We start from the raw sequence: 13,100 nt of genomic DNA, 5'->3' as shown, positions 1-13,100 counted from the left end.
GCCGGCCGGTGCCTTCCCCCCTCCCTCCTGGGAGGGCGCCGGCACCTCGGCTACGGCAGATCCGGCGTGATGCCGGTCAGCTTGATCGTGAGCTCCCACAGGCGGTTCGCGGCGAGGTCGTCCCTGGCCTCCGACGTCATCCGCGCCCTGGTGGGGTGACCGCGGTAGCCGTTGAAGCGGTCCGGGCCGTAGTACTCGCCACCACGTGCGTCGGGCGACGTCGCGGCGTAGAGCTGCGGCAGGGCGCCCATCTCGACGGACTGCGAGAACAGGTGGCTGATGCGGCCGCCGATGCGCAGGAACAACGAGTTGTGCGCGTCGGCCATGTTGTTGGTCAGCTCGGTGGCCGTCACGCCGGGGTGCGCCGCGATGGACGTGACCTCGGGGCAGCGGCGGTCCAGCTCGCGGGCGAACAGGATGTTCGCGAGCTTCGACTGACCGTAGGAGCCGCGGTAGCTGTACGAGCGGTGCTCCCAGTTCGGGTCGTCGAAGTCGATGTGGCCGTACTGGTGCGCAAGCGACGCCACGGTGACAACGCGCGCGCCTGGACGTTGCCGCAGCACGGGCAGCAGTAGCCACGTCAGGGCGGCGTGGCCCAGGTGGTTGGTGCCGAACTGGCGCTCGAAGCCGTCCGCGGTCCTGCCGTGCGGGACGGCCATGATGCCCGCGTTGTTGATCAGCACGTCCAGCGTCTCGACCTTCTCCGCCGCGGCGCGCACGGAGCCGAGGTCGGCCAGGTCGAGCTGGAGCACCTCGGCTGAGCCGCCGACCGAGAGCCGCGCGGCTTCACCGCGTTCGGCGGAACGGCACGCCATGATCACGTGCGCGCCCTTGGCCGCGAGCACCTGCGCCGTGCGCAGGCCGAGGCCCGAGTTCGCGCCGGTCACGAGGACGGTGCGGCCGGTCTGGTCGGGGATGTCCGCTTCGGTCCAATGGCTCATGGAGTCATTCCTACCGCCCGGTAACTGCCGAGCGGAAGGCGCCAGAGGAAAGGTGACTGTCGAGCACCGCGCGCAACACCGGTTCCTCGGCGGCCAGCCGGGCGGCGACGAGGTGCTCGTCGACCGGCCCCTCCAGCGCGGCGGACTCCATGCGCGCGGTCAGCTTGTTCTGCCAGCGGTGGTCGAGCGCCAGCAGCAGTTCGTCCCGCGAGGAGAAGACGTCCGGATCCACGATCAGCGGTGCGGACGGGTCGCGGCGGGCGTCGCGCAGCACGGCGTCGAGTGCGTCACGGCGGCGGTAGTGATCTGCCCAGCCCATGTTTCGTACCCCCGGTCTCTCGCATACCTTCGGTATGACACCACCATACCACCGGTACGTACTGCCGGTATGTGAGATACGTTTCGACCGTGCGAACCCGACGCGCCGAATACTCCGAGTCGACCAGGCAGGCGCTGGTCGACAGTGCGGTCGACCTGTTCACCAAGCGCGGCTACGCCGGGACGTCGCTCGACGAGGTCGTCAAACGCGCCCGCGTGACAAAAGGCGCGCTCTACCACCACTTCAGCGGCAAGCAGGCGTTGTTCGAGGCGGCCTTCGCCCAGGTCGAGACCCGGTCGATCGAGTCGCTCACCGCGGTGGTCACGGCGGAGGGCGACGCCTGGGAGACCGCGGTCGCGGGTCTGCGCGCCTACGTGCGCAAGTGCCTGGAGCCGGAGTACCAGCGGATCATCGTGCACGAGGCGCCGGTGGTGATGGGCTGGGAACGCTGGCGCGAGGCCGAGGAGCACTTCAGCTTCGGCCTGCTCCGCACGGCCGTGCAGCTGCTGCTGGACGCCGGGGAGATCGAGGACCTGCCGGTGGAGATCACGGCCAGGCTGCTCTTCGGGGCGCTGTCGGCGGGGGCGAGCACGATCGCGAGCTCGTCCGATCCGAAGCGCACCGGACGTGACGTCGAACGCGCGATCCTGCGGGTGCTGGAGGGTCTGCGCAAGAAGTAGTCGAGCTGGGCCCGAGCGGCCAGGCGCAACGTCGATCACCACGCGACAACGAGGTGGTCATCATGATCGAACCGGTCAACACACGCCTGGGACTCGAGGGCAAGGTCGCGCTCGTGACGGCCGGAACCCACGGGATCGGGCTCGCGGTGGCGGGCAAACTCTGCGACAACGGCGTCCACGTCATCCTCACGTCGTCCTCCGACGACATCGACATCGACCGCGCCAGGATGGTGCTCGGGGGCAGGCCCGGTTCGGTGTCCGTCGTGCCGCTGGACGTGCACGACGAGAACGCGGTCCGCGTCCTGCTCGACCGGATCAAGCAGGAGCGGGGCGGACTCGACCTGTTCGTGCACCACGCCGTCTCGCCGGATCTCACGCCGCTGCTCAACATCGTGGAACCGCTCGCGAAGGCGTTCGTCGACGGTGGTCGCGTGGTCATCGCCGGCTACACGGTGACGCCCGTGCACGGTGTGGTCCGCACGCTGGCGTTGGAGATGGCCTGGTACCGGGTGGCGGTGAACGCGGTCGTCACGACGATCGTGGACAACGGCCCGATGAACCTCGATCCCGCCATGGTGGATCGGATGGCGATCAAAAGCCCGTCCGGCCGCGTCACCTTGCCGGCGGACGTGGCGAATGCTGTCGCTTTGCTGTGCACCGAGGAAGCCGCGTGGATCCAGGGACAGGTGATCACGGCGGACGGCGGACTCGAACTTCTGGAACGGTGGGGAGAGACGCGCTGAGGCTCTGACGAAAGCACTGGGAACGTACCCATACGGAATTTTGATAATGAGTTCCGCGCGTCTTGTGCACCGATCAAGATCAGGGTCGAGGGCACTCGGTGGACCGGCTCTGCGCAGCAAGGGTTACTGGACGTCACCGGTCGATTACTGAACTGCGAGGACGGCGGGTGCGTTTGGACGAGCTTGCTCCAAGTTCTCCGCGTTTGCTTGTCGTGCCCCATCACTGAGTGTAAAACTCGGCTCAGGGCCGGACACGCGGTAGGCAAGGGGGGCCTTGATGATTAGCGTGTTACTCGCGGAAGACGTCCAAATGGTCAGAGGCGCGCTCGTCGCACTGTTGAATCTTGAACATGATATCGAAGTGGTCGCCTCCGTCGCGAGCGGCGACGAAATCATGCCGGCGGTTACCGAGAATAAGCCCGATGTGGCGGTGCTGGACATCGACCTGCCGGGCATGGACGGGCTGTCCGCGGCCGCGTTGATCCACGAGAACGCGCCGCAGACCCGCACGCTCATCCTCACGAGCCTCGGGCGTCCGGGAACGCTGCGCAGGGCGCTCAACGCGCGGGTGAACGGCTTCATCCTCAAGGATGCGCCGGTCGGTGAACTGGCGGATGCGATCAGGGGCGTCTCGGTCGGCCGCCGGGTGATCGACTCGCAGCTCGCGCTGGCCGCGTGGGACGGCGACGAGTGCCCGCTCACGCGACGTGAGCTCGAAGTGCTTCGTCTCGCGGCGGACGGTGCCGACGCGATGGAAATCGCGGCTACTCTTTTTCTGTCTGTCGGCACGGTTCGCAATTATTTGACGAACGTGACCGCGAAGCTCGACGCGCGCAACCGCGTCGACGCGGTGCGGATCGCCAGGAAGTCCGGCTGGTTCTGAAGTCTCAGGCTTCGTTCAGCGGCACGGACACGTGCAGGTGAAACCGGTCGGTCCCGAGCCGGTGGATGCGCAGCCGGCCGCCGAGCTTCTCGACACGCTCGGTCATGTTGCCGACGCCGGCCCCGGCCTCGCCACCGGGTTCCGTCACTCCGTCGTTCACGATGTCGAGTTCGATGTGTCGTTCCCGGTCGCGCACGGTGATCTGGCAGCTGCCCGCCTTGCTGTGCCGCAGCACGTTGGTGATGCCCTCGCGCAGGACCGCGGTGAGCGCGGTCTCGACCGGCTCCGGCAGGGGCCCGTGGTCGAACCGGATCTTCACCTCGATCTCCGCGGCCGCGAGCAGTGCTTTCACCGACCGCGAGGCCTCCTGCAGCGACAACGGCCGGTAGCCGTGCGCGATCATGCGGACGTCGGAGAGCGTGCAGCGGGTGATGTCGAGGATCTCGGTGAGCTCCTCCAGCGCGCGTTCCGGGTCGTCCAGGACGAGGCTGCGGGTCAACTCGGTCTTGACCCTGATGGCGGAGAGTCCGTAGCCGAGCAGGTCGTGCAGGTCCCGGGACACCCGCAGGCGTTCCTCGGCGACCGCGGCGCGAGTCGCCTCGGTCCTGCGCCCGATCTGGCCGGCCGCCCGCACGGCGGTCACGCGAGCGAACCCGTGGAGGACCAACGCTGTCATCGCGGTCGAGACGACGACGAACGACGTGGTGGCGGCCCCGCCGAGCCACAGCTGCGCCGCACCGGCCAGGACCACGACCGCGCCGAACGCGAACCAGCGGGTGCGATCGGAGAGCACCCGCAATCCGTTGCTCGCCAGGATTCCCGCCATGGCGACCCACATGTGACCGATCGTCAACACGGGCAGGAACACGAACAACGCTTGGAGCGCGAGCAGTGGAAGTCGCAGCCGGGCGGCCGTTCGCGAGTAGAGCGGCTGTATCACGAGTATTAATGCCAGATCTATCGTGCCCAGCGCCGAACGGAGCAGTCCGCACCCCTGCAGCAACAGGTGCGCGAGGTCGACGAGACCGAGTCCGCCTACCACGACCGAGATCGTCCTGGCGACGTCCGGAAGTGTGAAAGAGCGGTGCGCCTGCACCATTCTCGACCCCCATGAGGAAACGGCACGTCCTCTGCGCGGATTCATTTCTTCGGCTGAGAATGTTACGGGCGTGTTCGGCTGACCGGAGCAGGACTCACCTCTTGCGAGGCGGTATTACTGTGCGCAGTTATTTGGGGCCGTGTGGTCGACCGAGTGAATTCCTCACCCTCTGACCAGTAGACAGCCATCTCACGCAGGTGTGGCGGTCCGTGGCGGCTCACTCCCCGGCTCGGGTGAACTTGTGGTGCGCATCTAGTTTCCGCCGCACTCGTTGCTGGGGAGGGCTCCAATGGAGATCAAGGTTCTCGGGCCGCTGGAAGCACGTGAGAACGGTATTTCGATCACGCCGACCGCGAGCAAGCCGCGGCAGCTGCTGGCAATGCTGGCGCTGCAGGCGGGCCACGTCGTGACCGTGCCGACACTCATCGAGGAGCTGTGGGGGATGGCCCCTCCACGCAGCGCCCTCACGACGCTGCAGACCTACGTCCTGCAGGTCCGCAGGAAGATCGACGCCGCCATCCAGAGCGACAAGCCCGACGCCGCGAAGGGTGTGCTCGTCACCCGCTACGGCGGCTACATGCTCGACGTCGCGCAGGAGAACGTCGACGTCCGCAGCTTCGACCGGCTCGCGTCGGCGGGCAGGCGGGCGATGGAGATCGGCGACCTCGAGTCCGCCTCGCGGCTGCTGCGCGCGGCGATCGACGTGTGGCGCGGGCCGGTGCTCGTCGACGTGCAGATCGGCAGCTGCCTCGCCATGGAGGTCACCCGCCTGCACGAGGCCAAGCTGTGCGTGATCGAGTCGCGCATCGAGGCCGACATCCGGCTCGGCAGGCACCAGTCGCTGCTCAGCGAGCTGTCCATGCTGACCGCGCAGCACCCGATGCACGAGAACCTGTGCGGACAGCAGATGCTCGCGCTGTACCGCTCGGGCAGGCAGTGGCAGGCGCTCGAGGTCTACCAGACGCTGCGCGACACGCTGATCGGCGAGCTCGGTCTTGAGCCGTCCGACCGGTTGCGCCGCCTGCAGCGGGCGATCCTCAACACCGACCCGTCGCTCGACTCGCACATCTCCGACTCCGACCTCCAGCGGCAGCTCGCCGGATAGCAGGTCTCGGTACGAGTTCGGAGAAGGGCGGAAGACGTGGGTAGAGGTGCACAGGCTCTCATCCGGGCACTGGAGGCGGTCGACTGCGAGGTGATCTTCGGCATCCCCGGTGGCGCGATCCTGCCGGTGTACGACCCGCTGTTCGAGTCCACGAAGATCCGGCACGTGCTGATGCGCCACGAACAGGGCGCGGGGCACGCGGCGGCGGGCTACGCACAGGCGACGGGCCGGGTCGGCGTGTGCATGGCGACGTCGGGGCCGGGGGCGACCAACCTGGTCACGCCGCTGGCGGACGCCTACATGGACTCCGTTCCGATCGTGGCGATCACCGGCCAGGTGGCCCGGCCGGTGATCGGCACGGACGCCTTCCAGGAAGCCGACATCAACAGCATCACGCTGCCGATCACCAAGCACAGCTTCCAGATCACGGACGCGGCCGACATCCCGCAGGTGATCGCGGAGGCGTTCCACCTGGCGGCGAGCGGGCGGCCGGGCCCGGTGCTGGTCGACATCCCGAAGGACGTCCAGGTCGCCCGCACGACCTACCGGGACGCGAAACCGCCCGCGTACCGCCGTGCCGCGCCGTCCTCCGCCGACGTCGACCGCGCCGTCGGCCTGATCGCGTCGTCACGTCGTCCGGTGCTCTACGTCGGTGGCGGCGTGATCCGCTCCGGCGCCGCCGCCGCGTTGCTGGACTTCGCGGAGCTGACCGGCATCCCGGTCGTCACCACGCTGATGGCCAGGGGAGCGTTCCCCGACTCGCACCGCCAGCACCTGGGCATGCCGGGCATGCACGGCACGGTCGCCGCGGTCGCCGCACTGCAGAAGTCCGACCTGCTGATCGCCCTCGGCACCCGGTTCGACGACCGCGTCACGGGCGTGCTGGAGGAGTTCGCGCCGGACGCCCGCGTCATCCACGCCGACATCGACCCCGCCGAGATCAACAAGAACCGCCGCGCGGACGTGGGCATCGTCGGCGACTGCCGGGACGTGCTGGCCGCGCTGATCTCCGCCGTGCACGGCGTCGGCGACCTGCGCGACTGGTGGGCCGAGCTGGACGCGTTGCGCGAGACGTTCCCGCTCGGGTACGACCGGCCCGCGGACGGCGCGCTGGCACCGCAGTACGTGATCGAACGCATCAGCGCGCTCGCGGGCCCGGAGGCGATCTACACCGCCGGCGTCGGCCAGCACCAGATGTGGGCCGCGCAGTACGTGAAGTACGAGCGGCCGGGCTCCTTCCTCAACTCGGGAGGCCTCGGCACGATGGGCTTCGCGGTGCCGGCCGCGCTGGGGGCCAAGTGCGGCGCGCCGGACCGGCAGGTGTGGGCGATCGACGGTGACGGCTGCTTCCAGATGACCAACCAGGAGCTCGCCACGTGCGCGCTGGAGCACATCCCGATCAAGGTCGCCGTGATCAACAACGGCAACCTGGGCATGGTCCGGCAGTGGCAGAACCTGTTCTACGGCGGCCGTTACTCCAACACGAACCTCGGCACGCACACCCGGCGGATCCCCGACTTCGTCCGCCTCGCCGAGGCGCTCGGCTGCGTCGGCCTGCGCTGCGAGTCCGAAGAGGACGTGGACGACGTCGTGCGCGAGGCCATGGCGGTGAACGACGTGCCGGTCGTCGTCGACTTCGTCGTCGGCGAGAACGCCCAGGTGTGGCCGATGGTGGCCGCGGGCACCGGCAACGACAAGATCATGGCGGCACGCGGGATCAGGCCGCTCTTCGACAGCGACTTCTGCGAGGAATGACATGGCCATGACGAGGCACGAGCTGATGATTCTGGTGCGCGACAAGCCTGGTGTGCTGGCTCGCGTGGTGGTGATGTTCTCGACGCGCGGAGTCGAGGTCGAGTCGCTCGGCTTCGACCGGGCGGGCCACGGTGACCTGTTCCGGGTGGACGTCGTCGTGGGCCTGCGCGCGGAACGCGTGGTGGACCAGCTCGTCAAGCAGCTGAGCCGCCTGGTGGACGTGGTCCGCGTCGTCGACGTGACCCCCGCTGTGAACATGGACCAGATCAGCGCCTGAGCCGATCGGCCGGTACGAGAAAGAAGCCCCGCGGCTCGACGTGAGCCGCGGGGCTTCGTGCTGGAGTGCGCTGATCAGGCCGGCTGGGGGACGTACTTCGCCACGACCTCCGCGTACTTCTCCAGCGTCTCGCCAGGGCTCGGACCGTCGAGAGCGGAGTGGATGCTCTGCGCGATCTCGCCGTGGCGGTGCAGTTGGGCGTGCGTCAGCGTCACCTTCGTGGTGCCGGGGCCGACCTCCTCGAAGTCGACCTCGATGAAGCTCGCCTTCTCGTCGTCGAGGATGGGCTGCCAGTAGGGGCCTACGCGCCACGTCATGACGAGGCGCTGGGGAGGGTTCCACTCGGTGATGGTGCCCCACGCGATCTCCTCGCCATCGGCACCGCGCTCGTAGTAGCGGCCGCCGACGCGGGGCTCGATCGTGATCGCCTGGCGGTCCTCGACGAACACGTGCTTCTCCGGCCACCACTCCAGCGGCCGTTCCGCGAAGATCGTGAAGGCCTGGTCGATCGTGGCGTGCACCACGACGGACTTGGCGACGTCCCGAACGTCGTTGGACATGGACCCTCCCTGCGATTCGGTTTCCCGGCAAGGGTTTCCGGTTCGTCTGGACATCGGGTCGAACGCCGATCGAGCGGGTTTGTCCGGCGCTCCACCGCGTTTCCAGTCCTGGTGAGCACTGTGGTGGGCGACCACCGGATCGGGAGGAGCCCGTCGTGCCCAACGTCAGCGCGCAGATCTACTTCGAGGTGCAGACCTTCTACGCACGGCAGATGCGGCTGCTGGACCGGCTGGACGTCGAGGGCTACGCCGCGACGTTCACCGAGGACGGCGTCACCGACCACGCCCACCGCGGCGAGAAGGTCGAGGGCCGTGCCGCGCTCATCGCCGGCGCGAAGCACGCGCTGCCGCGCTACAAGGGCGTGGCCGTCCGGCACTGGAACGACCACTACCTGATCGAAGAGGTCGACGAGGACACCCTCAACGTGACCTACTGCTCGCTCGTCACGCGGACCACCGCGGACGGCAAGGTCGACTTCGAGCCGACCTTCGCCATCGAGGACGTGCTGGTGCGCGTCGACGGCGAGCTCCTCACCAAGTCGCGCACGATTCACCGGGACCTGCCGGTCGCCATCTGATCGCGTCGGGACAAACCGCTTCCAGGAGGTGTCAGATGTCTGCAGGGACTGATCCGGCAGGGGCCGAGCCGGACACCGGGCTCGTGCCGGTGGCCGAGAAGGTCCGTCTACTCGCCGCCGAGCACGCGGGCGCCGCCGACCGCGACCGCAGGCTCGCGCCGGAGGTGGTCGAGGCCCTGCGGGACGCGGGGTTCGCCCGGCACTTCGTCGCCGCCGGCCTCGGCGGCAGCCAGGGGACCTTCACCGAGCTCTCCCGTGCGGTGCAGATCGTCGGCGAGGCCTGCGCGTCGACGGCCTGGTGCGCCTCGCTCGCCGCGCTGTCCTCGCGGTTCGCCGCGCACCTGCCCGCCGAGGGCCACCAGGAGATCTGGGGGGCGAGCGCGGACACGTTCGTGGTCACCGGTCAACCGCCGATGGGTAAGGCGTCCACAGTGGACGGAGGGCACCGGCTGAGCGGGCGCTGGACCTACGTCAGCGGTGCCGACTTCGCGGAATGGGCCCTGCTCTGCGGCATGGTGGCCACCGGCGGCGAGCCGGAGGCGCGGTTCTTCGCGTTGCCGCGCAAGAGCTTCACCGTGGTTGAGACGTGGGACAGCGTCGGCATGAAGGCGACCAGCAGTCACTCGGTGGTCGTGGACGACGTCTTCGTGCCGGACCACCTCTCCTACGCCCGCACGGACATGCTGACCGGCCACAACGGCTGGTCGGACGTGCCTTCGCACAACGTGCCGTTCCAGGCCGTCGGCGGGCTCACGTTCGTCGTGCCCGCGGTCGGTGCGGCGCGGGGCGCTCTCAACGCCTGCGTGGCCGCGCTGGCGGGCAAGAAGCTCTCCACCAGCGCGGGCATCGACCTGGTGCGCGCGTCCGCGCAGATCGAGTCGGCGAGACTGCTCGTCGAGCAGAACACCGCGGTGCTCGACGAACGCACCTTCACGCCCGAGCTGATGGCGCGCAACGAGCGCAATGCCGCCTACTCCGCCGACACGCTGGTCGAGGCCGTGGGCGCGCTGGTCCGTGCCGCCGGTACCAGCGGGCTCAGCGAAGGCGGTGCGCTGCAACGGTTCTGGCGTGACGTCGTCGGTGCCGCGAGCCACGTGGCGCTGCGCTACGAGACGGCCTCCGCCCGCACCTACCCGGCCGCGTTGCTCGGCACCTGAGACTCCTCCCTGAAGAAAGCCCTCCCGGACCGAGTCCAGGAGGGCTTCTTCGTGCGAGGAGTCAGCCGACGGGGATGTCCGGGCGCTTGACCGTGCCGGGAACGGAGACCCGTTCGGCCGGCAGCTCGCCGTCGACGAGGTAGCGGTGCACGATCGCGTCCAGCTCGGCGTTGCCCGCGAGCGCGTAGACCTCGTGCTCGCCCGAGTCCTCCACCGTGATCAGGTGGTGCCCGAGGAGCTCGGCCATCGCGACGCCGCCCGCGTAGTGGTCCAGCGGGTCACCGTCGGCCTGCACGATGAGCCCGACCGGGTAGCCGTCGCGGCTGATCTCGGTCGGCGGCTCGGGCGCGGTGAACGTGCGGAACGCGCCGACCCACGGCTGGGCGCGCAGCACGCCGTAGCCGTACGGGAAGCGCTTCCGGAAGTCCCGCATGTCCTGGTAGTAGACCTCGATGTCGGAGGGCCACTCGTGTTCGAGCGTGATGGCCTCCAGCACCCCGATGCGCAGGTCGCCCTCCTGGTCCTGCGGCCGCCAGGTGCCCTGCTCCCGCAGCAGCTCGTTCGACCGCGCGGCGTCGCCGGCCCGGGTGGCCGCACGCAGGTCGCCGACGAGCCTGCCGAGCTCCTCCCACCGCGACCGGTCGCCGGCACGCGTGCCGACGGCGCCGTCGAACAACGTGCGCGGCTGTGGTGTGTCGTGCTGGACCTCCAGCGCGGCGACGACTTCCTCCACGACGCCGAGCACGGCGGCGGCGTTCTCGCCGAGACCGAAGTGCCCGTTGCGCTCGCCGACCCACGAGGCCCACCGGTCGACGTTGCGCTGCACGGCGTCGCCCTGCCAGAGGAACTGCTCGCGCCACGTCCAGCCGGGGTGCACGCACGAGTCGAGCACGGTGCGGTCGAGGTGCTCGGGGAACATGCTGCCGTACACGGCGCCGACGTACGCACCGTAGGCGTAGCCGACGAAGCTCAGCCGGTCCTCACCGAGCACCGCGCGGATGACGTCCATGTCCCGCGCGGTGTTGCGGGTGCTGATGTGCCGGCGCAGTTCGCCGCCGCCGCGTTCGCAGCCGAGCTCGCGCAGGCGCATGTCCTCGGCCAGCGCGTCGAACGCCGAGTCCGGCGGTCGCGAGTCGAAGGGTGCCTTGGCGACGGTCACCTCGGCGTGGAGCCTGGTCGACTCGCCGGTGCCGCGCGGGTCGAACCCGATCAGGTCGTAGACCTCGTGCACGGGCGTGTCCGCGAACTTGCCCGCCAGGTCGCGGCCGAGTCCCCAGTCACCGCCGGGACCCCCGTTGACGGAGAGCAGGATGCCGCGGCGGCGCGCGGGGTCCTGCGCGCGGCGCCTGGTGACCGCGATCTCGATCCGCTCGCCGCCGGGATCGGCGTAGTCGCGCGGCACCTCGACGATCGCGGACTCGACGCCGTCCCCGTCTGCCGACCATCGCGGCCGCTGTGCGTAGAACTCGCTGGTTGTCACCACAATCCTCCGGTCTTGTCAGGTGTTCAGCGTTTCGCCGGCGCCTCGAGCCGCCCTCGAACGCGGCACCATCACCGCGGCGGCGAACCCGGCGGCGGTGAACACCGCCGCGCCGAACACCGCGAGGCCGTACCCGGAGACGAGCGCGTGCGTGCCGTGCCCGCCTTCGGAGTCGATGCGGGTGGCGGAGATCGTCGCGAGCGTCACCAGGCCGAGCGCGCTGCCGAGCTGCCGCGTCGTGTTGAGCAGCCCCGAGGCGAGACCCGCCTGCTCTCGCGGCAGTCCCGACGTGGCGGCGTTCGTCGTCGCGTTGAGGACCATGCCCATGCCGGACCCCAGCAGGAGCGCGGGCCCGAGCAGGTGCCCGGCGAACGTGGCGTGCTCGTCCACAGTGGACAGCCACAGCAGGCCCGTGCAGGACAGCGCGAGCCCGATCAGCACGATCGGACGAGGTCCGGTGCGCGGCACGACGGACGAGACGCGCCAGCCGGCGATCGCGATGCCCGCGGACAACGGCAGGTAGCTCAGCCCCGTCTGCAACGGGCTGTAGCCCAGCACCTGTTGCGCGATCAGCGTGAAGAAGTAGAAGGTGCTGAACAACGCCGCGATGCCGAAGAACGCCACCAGGTTGGCCGACCACACCGACCGGGTGCGGAAGATGCCGAGCGGTACCAGCGGCTGCGGGGCGAACTTCGCCTGGTGCACGAGGAAGATCCCCAGCAGCAGCACCCCGGCGAGTGCCGCGTACGGCGCTTTGCCCGAGATGCCGGAGACGAGCGCCAGCAGTCCCGCGGTCACCAGCAACGCGCCGGGCACGTCGAGCTTCTGCCGCCTGCCGGGGGTTTCGGGCACCGCCCACCACACCCCGGCGAGCAGCACCACGCCGATCGGGACGTTGATCAGCAGGATCCACCGCCACGAGAACCACTCGGTGATCACGCCGCCGAGCAGCACCCCGATCGCGCCCGCCGCACCGGACACCGCGCTCCACAGACCGAACGCCCTGGCGCGGGCGCCGGGATCGGTGAACGTCGTGCTGAGCACGGTGAGCGTGGCGGGCGCCATCACCGCAGAGCCGAGTCCCTGGAACGCGCGGGCGAGCACGAGCGTCACGGGATCGCCCGCGAGGCCGCCGACGCTGCTCGCGAGCGTGAACAGCCCGACACCGGCGAGGAAGATCCGGCGTTGCCCCAGCAGATCCGCGAGCCGGCCGCCCAGCATCAGGAAGCCCGCGAACGCGATCGCGTAGGCGTTGTTCACCCACTGGAGGTCGTGCACCTCGAAGTGCAGTTCGGCCGCGATGCTGGGCAGGGCGACGTTCACCACGGAAGCGTCGAGCACGACCATGAACTGGCCCAGGCAACAGGCGGCCAGCACCAGTCCGAGCCGGGTGGCGGCGGTCGGCCGCGTCAGCTGAGCAGTCATGCGACCGCACCTTGCCGACCATCGGTGGTGCGTCTCTTGAGCGCGGATCGTTCCGCTCGCGCTGTCCCGCCGCTCTAGCGGCCGATCGGACCCTCGGC

At 69.4% G+C, this 13,100-nt stretch carries 14 protein-coding genes; 8 read left to right on the top strand and 6 right to left on the bottom strand.

The window, feature by feature from the left end:
• Window positions 1-50: 50 nt before the first annotated feature.
• Both ACWEIJ_RS16585 and ACWEIJ_RS16580 read right to left on the bottom strand, forming a co-directional pair.
• Window positions 51-941, bottom strand: a complete 891-nt coding sequence (locus ACWEIJ_RS16585; protein ID WP_449838026.1) for an oxidoreductase — start codon at window positions 939-941, stop codon at window positions 51-53.
• Window positions 942-951: 10 nt separating this feature from the next.
• On the bottom strand, window positions 952-1,260 hold the full coding sequence (locus ACWEIJ_RS16580; protein WP_449838025.1) for a hypothetical protein: 309 nt from the start codon (window positions 1,258-1,260) through the stop codon (window positions 952-954).
• 89 nt (window positions 1,261-1,349) lie between these two features.
• Here ACWEIJ_RS16580 and ACWEIJ_RS16575 point away from each other — a divergent pair, with 89 nt between their 5' ends.
• From ACWEIJ_RS16575 to ACWEIJ_RS16565, 3 genes are all read left to right on the top strand, one after another.
• A complete protein-coding gene (locus ACWEIJ_RS16575; RefSeq protein WP_449838024.1) occupies window positions 1,350-1,940 on the top strand; it encodes a TetR/AcrR family transcriptional regulator in 591 nt (196 codons plus the stop codon).
• A gap of 62 nt (window positions 1,941-2,002) precedes the next feature.
• Window positions 2,003-2,683, top strand: coding sequence for an SDR family NAD(P)-dependent oxidoreductase (locus ACWEIJ_RS16570; protein WP_449838023.1), 681 nt, complete (start codon window positions 2,003-2,005; stop codon window positions 2,681-2,683).
• 277 nt (window positions 2,684-2,960) lie between these two features.
• A complete protein-coding gene (locus ACWEIJ_RS16565) occupies window positions 2,961-3,566 on the top strand; it encodes a response regulator transcription factor (RefSeq protein WP_449838022.1) in 606 nt (201 codons plus the stop codon).
• A 4-nt stretch (window positions 3,567-3,570) separates the two neighbouring features.
• On the opposite strand, the gene ACWEIJ_RS16560 is transcribed toward ACWEIJ_RS16565, so the two are convergent.
• On the bottom strand, window positions 3,571-4,608 hold the full coding sequence (locus ACWEIJ_RS16560; RefSeq protein WP_449838021.1) for a sensor histidine kinase: 1,038 nt from the start codon (window positions 4,606-4,608) through the stop codon (window positions 3,571-3,573).
• A 346-nt stretch (window positions 4,609-4,954) separates the two neighbouring features.
• On the opposite strand from ACWEIJ_RS16560, the gene ACWEIJ_RS16555 reads away from it, so the two are divergent.
• From ACWEIJ_RS16555 to ilvN, 3 genes are read left to right on the top strand one after another with little or no spacing between them, the layout of a single operon-like run.
• On the top strand, window positions 4,955-5,770 hold the full coding sequence (locus tag ACWEIJ_RS16555) for an AfsR/SARP family transcriptional regulator (RefSeq protein ID WP_449838020.1): 816 nt from the start codon (window positions 4,955-4,957) through the stop codon (window positions 5,768-5,770).
• A gap of 36 nt (window positions 5,771-5,806) precedes the next feature.
• Window positions 5,807-7,525: an acetolactate synthase large subunit gene (locus ACWEIJ_RS16550; RefSeq protein ID WP_449838019.1), complete on the top strand. Its 1,719-nt coding sequence runs from the start codon at window positions 5,807-5,809 to the stop codon at window positions 7,523-7,525.
• 7 nt (window positions 7,526-7,532) lie between these two features.
• The gene (gene ilvN, locus ACWEIJ_RS16545; protein ID WP_449838018.1) at window positions 7,533-7,802 is read left to right on the top strand and encodes an acetolactate synthase small subunit; all 270 of its coding nucleotides are present in this window, start codon (window positions 7,533-7,535) and stop codon (window positions 7,800-7,802) included.
• A 74-nt stretch (window positions 7,803-7,876) separates the two neighbouring features.
• On the opposite strand, the gene ACWEIJ_RS16540 is transcribed toward ilvN, so the two are convergent.
• The gene (locus ACWEIJ_RS16540; protein WP_449838017.1) at window positions 7,877-8,362 is read right to left on the bottom strand and encodes an SRPBCC domain-containing protein; all 486 of its coding nucleotides are present in this window, start codon (window positions 8,360-8,362) and stop codon (window positions 7,877-7,879) included.
• A 155-nt stretch (window positions 8,363-8,517) separates the two neighbouring features.
• Here ACWEIJ_RS16540 and ACWEIJ_RS16535 point away from each other — a divergent pair, with 155 nt between their 5' ends.
• Window positions 8,518-8,940, top strand: a complete 423-nt coding sequence (locus ACWEIJ_RS16535) for a nuclear transport factor 2 family protein (protein WP_449838016.1) — start codon at window positions 8,518-8,520, stop codon at window positions 8,938-8,940.
• A 35-nt stretch (window positions 8,941-8,975) separates the two neighbouring features.
• Window positions 8,976-10,097: a hydrolase gene (locus ACWEIJ_RS16530; RefSeq protein ID WP_449838015.1), complete on the top strand. Its 1,122-nt coding sequence runs from the start codon at window positions 8,976-8,978 to the stop codon at window positions 10,095-10,097.
• A gap of 61 nt (window positions 10,098-10,158) precedes the next feature.
• Here ACWEIJ_RS16530 and ACWEIJ_RS16525 read toward each other — a convergent pair whose 3' ends face one another.
• Window positions 10,159-11,577, bottom strand: a complete 1,419-nt coding sequence (locus ACWEIJ_RS16525) for an alpha/beta fold hydrolase (protein WP_449838014.1) — start codon at window positions 11,575-11,577, stop codon at window positions 10,159-10,161.
• Between the two features lie 18 nt (window positions 11,578-11,595).
• Window positions 11,596-13,002, bottom strand: coding sequence for an MFS transporter (locus tag ACWEIJ_RS16520; RefSeq protein ID WP_449838013.1), 1,407 nt, complete (start codon window positions 13,000-13,002; stop codon window positions 11,596-11,598).
• Window positions 13,003-13,100 lie beyond the last annotated feature (98 nt).

It is taken from the genome of Lentzea sp. NPDC004789 (assembly GCF_053601075.1).
The sequence above is the reverse complement of the archived record's forward strand: the minus strand, read 5'-3'. Positions and strand labels throughout refer to the sequence as shown.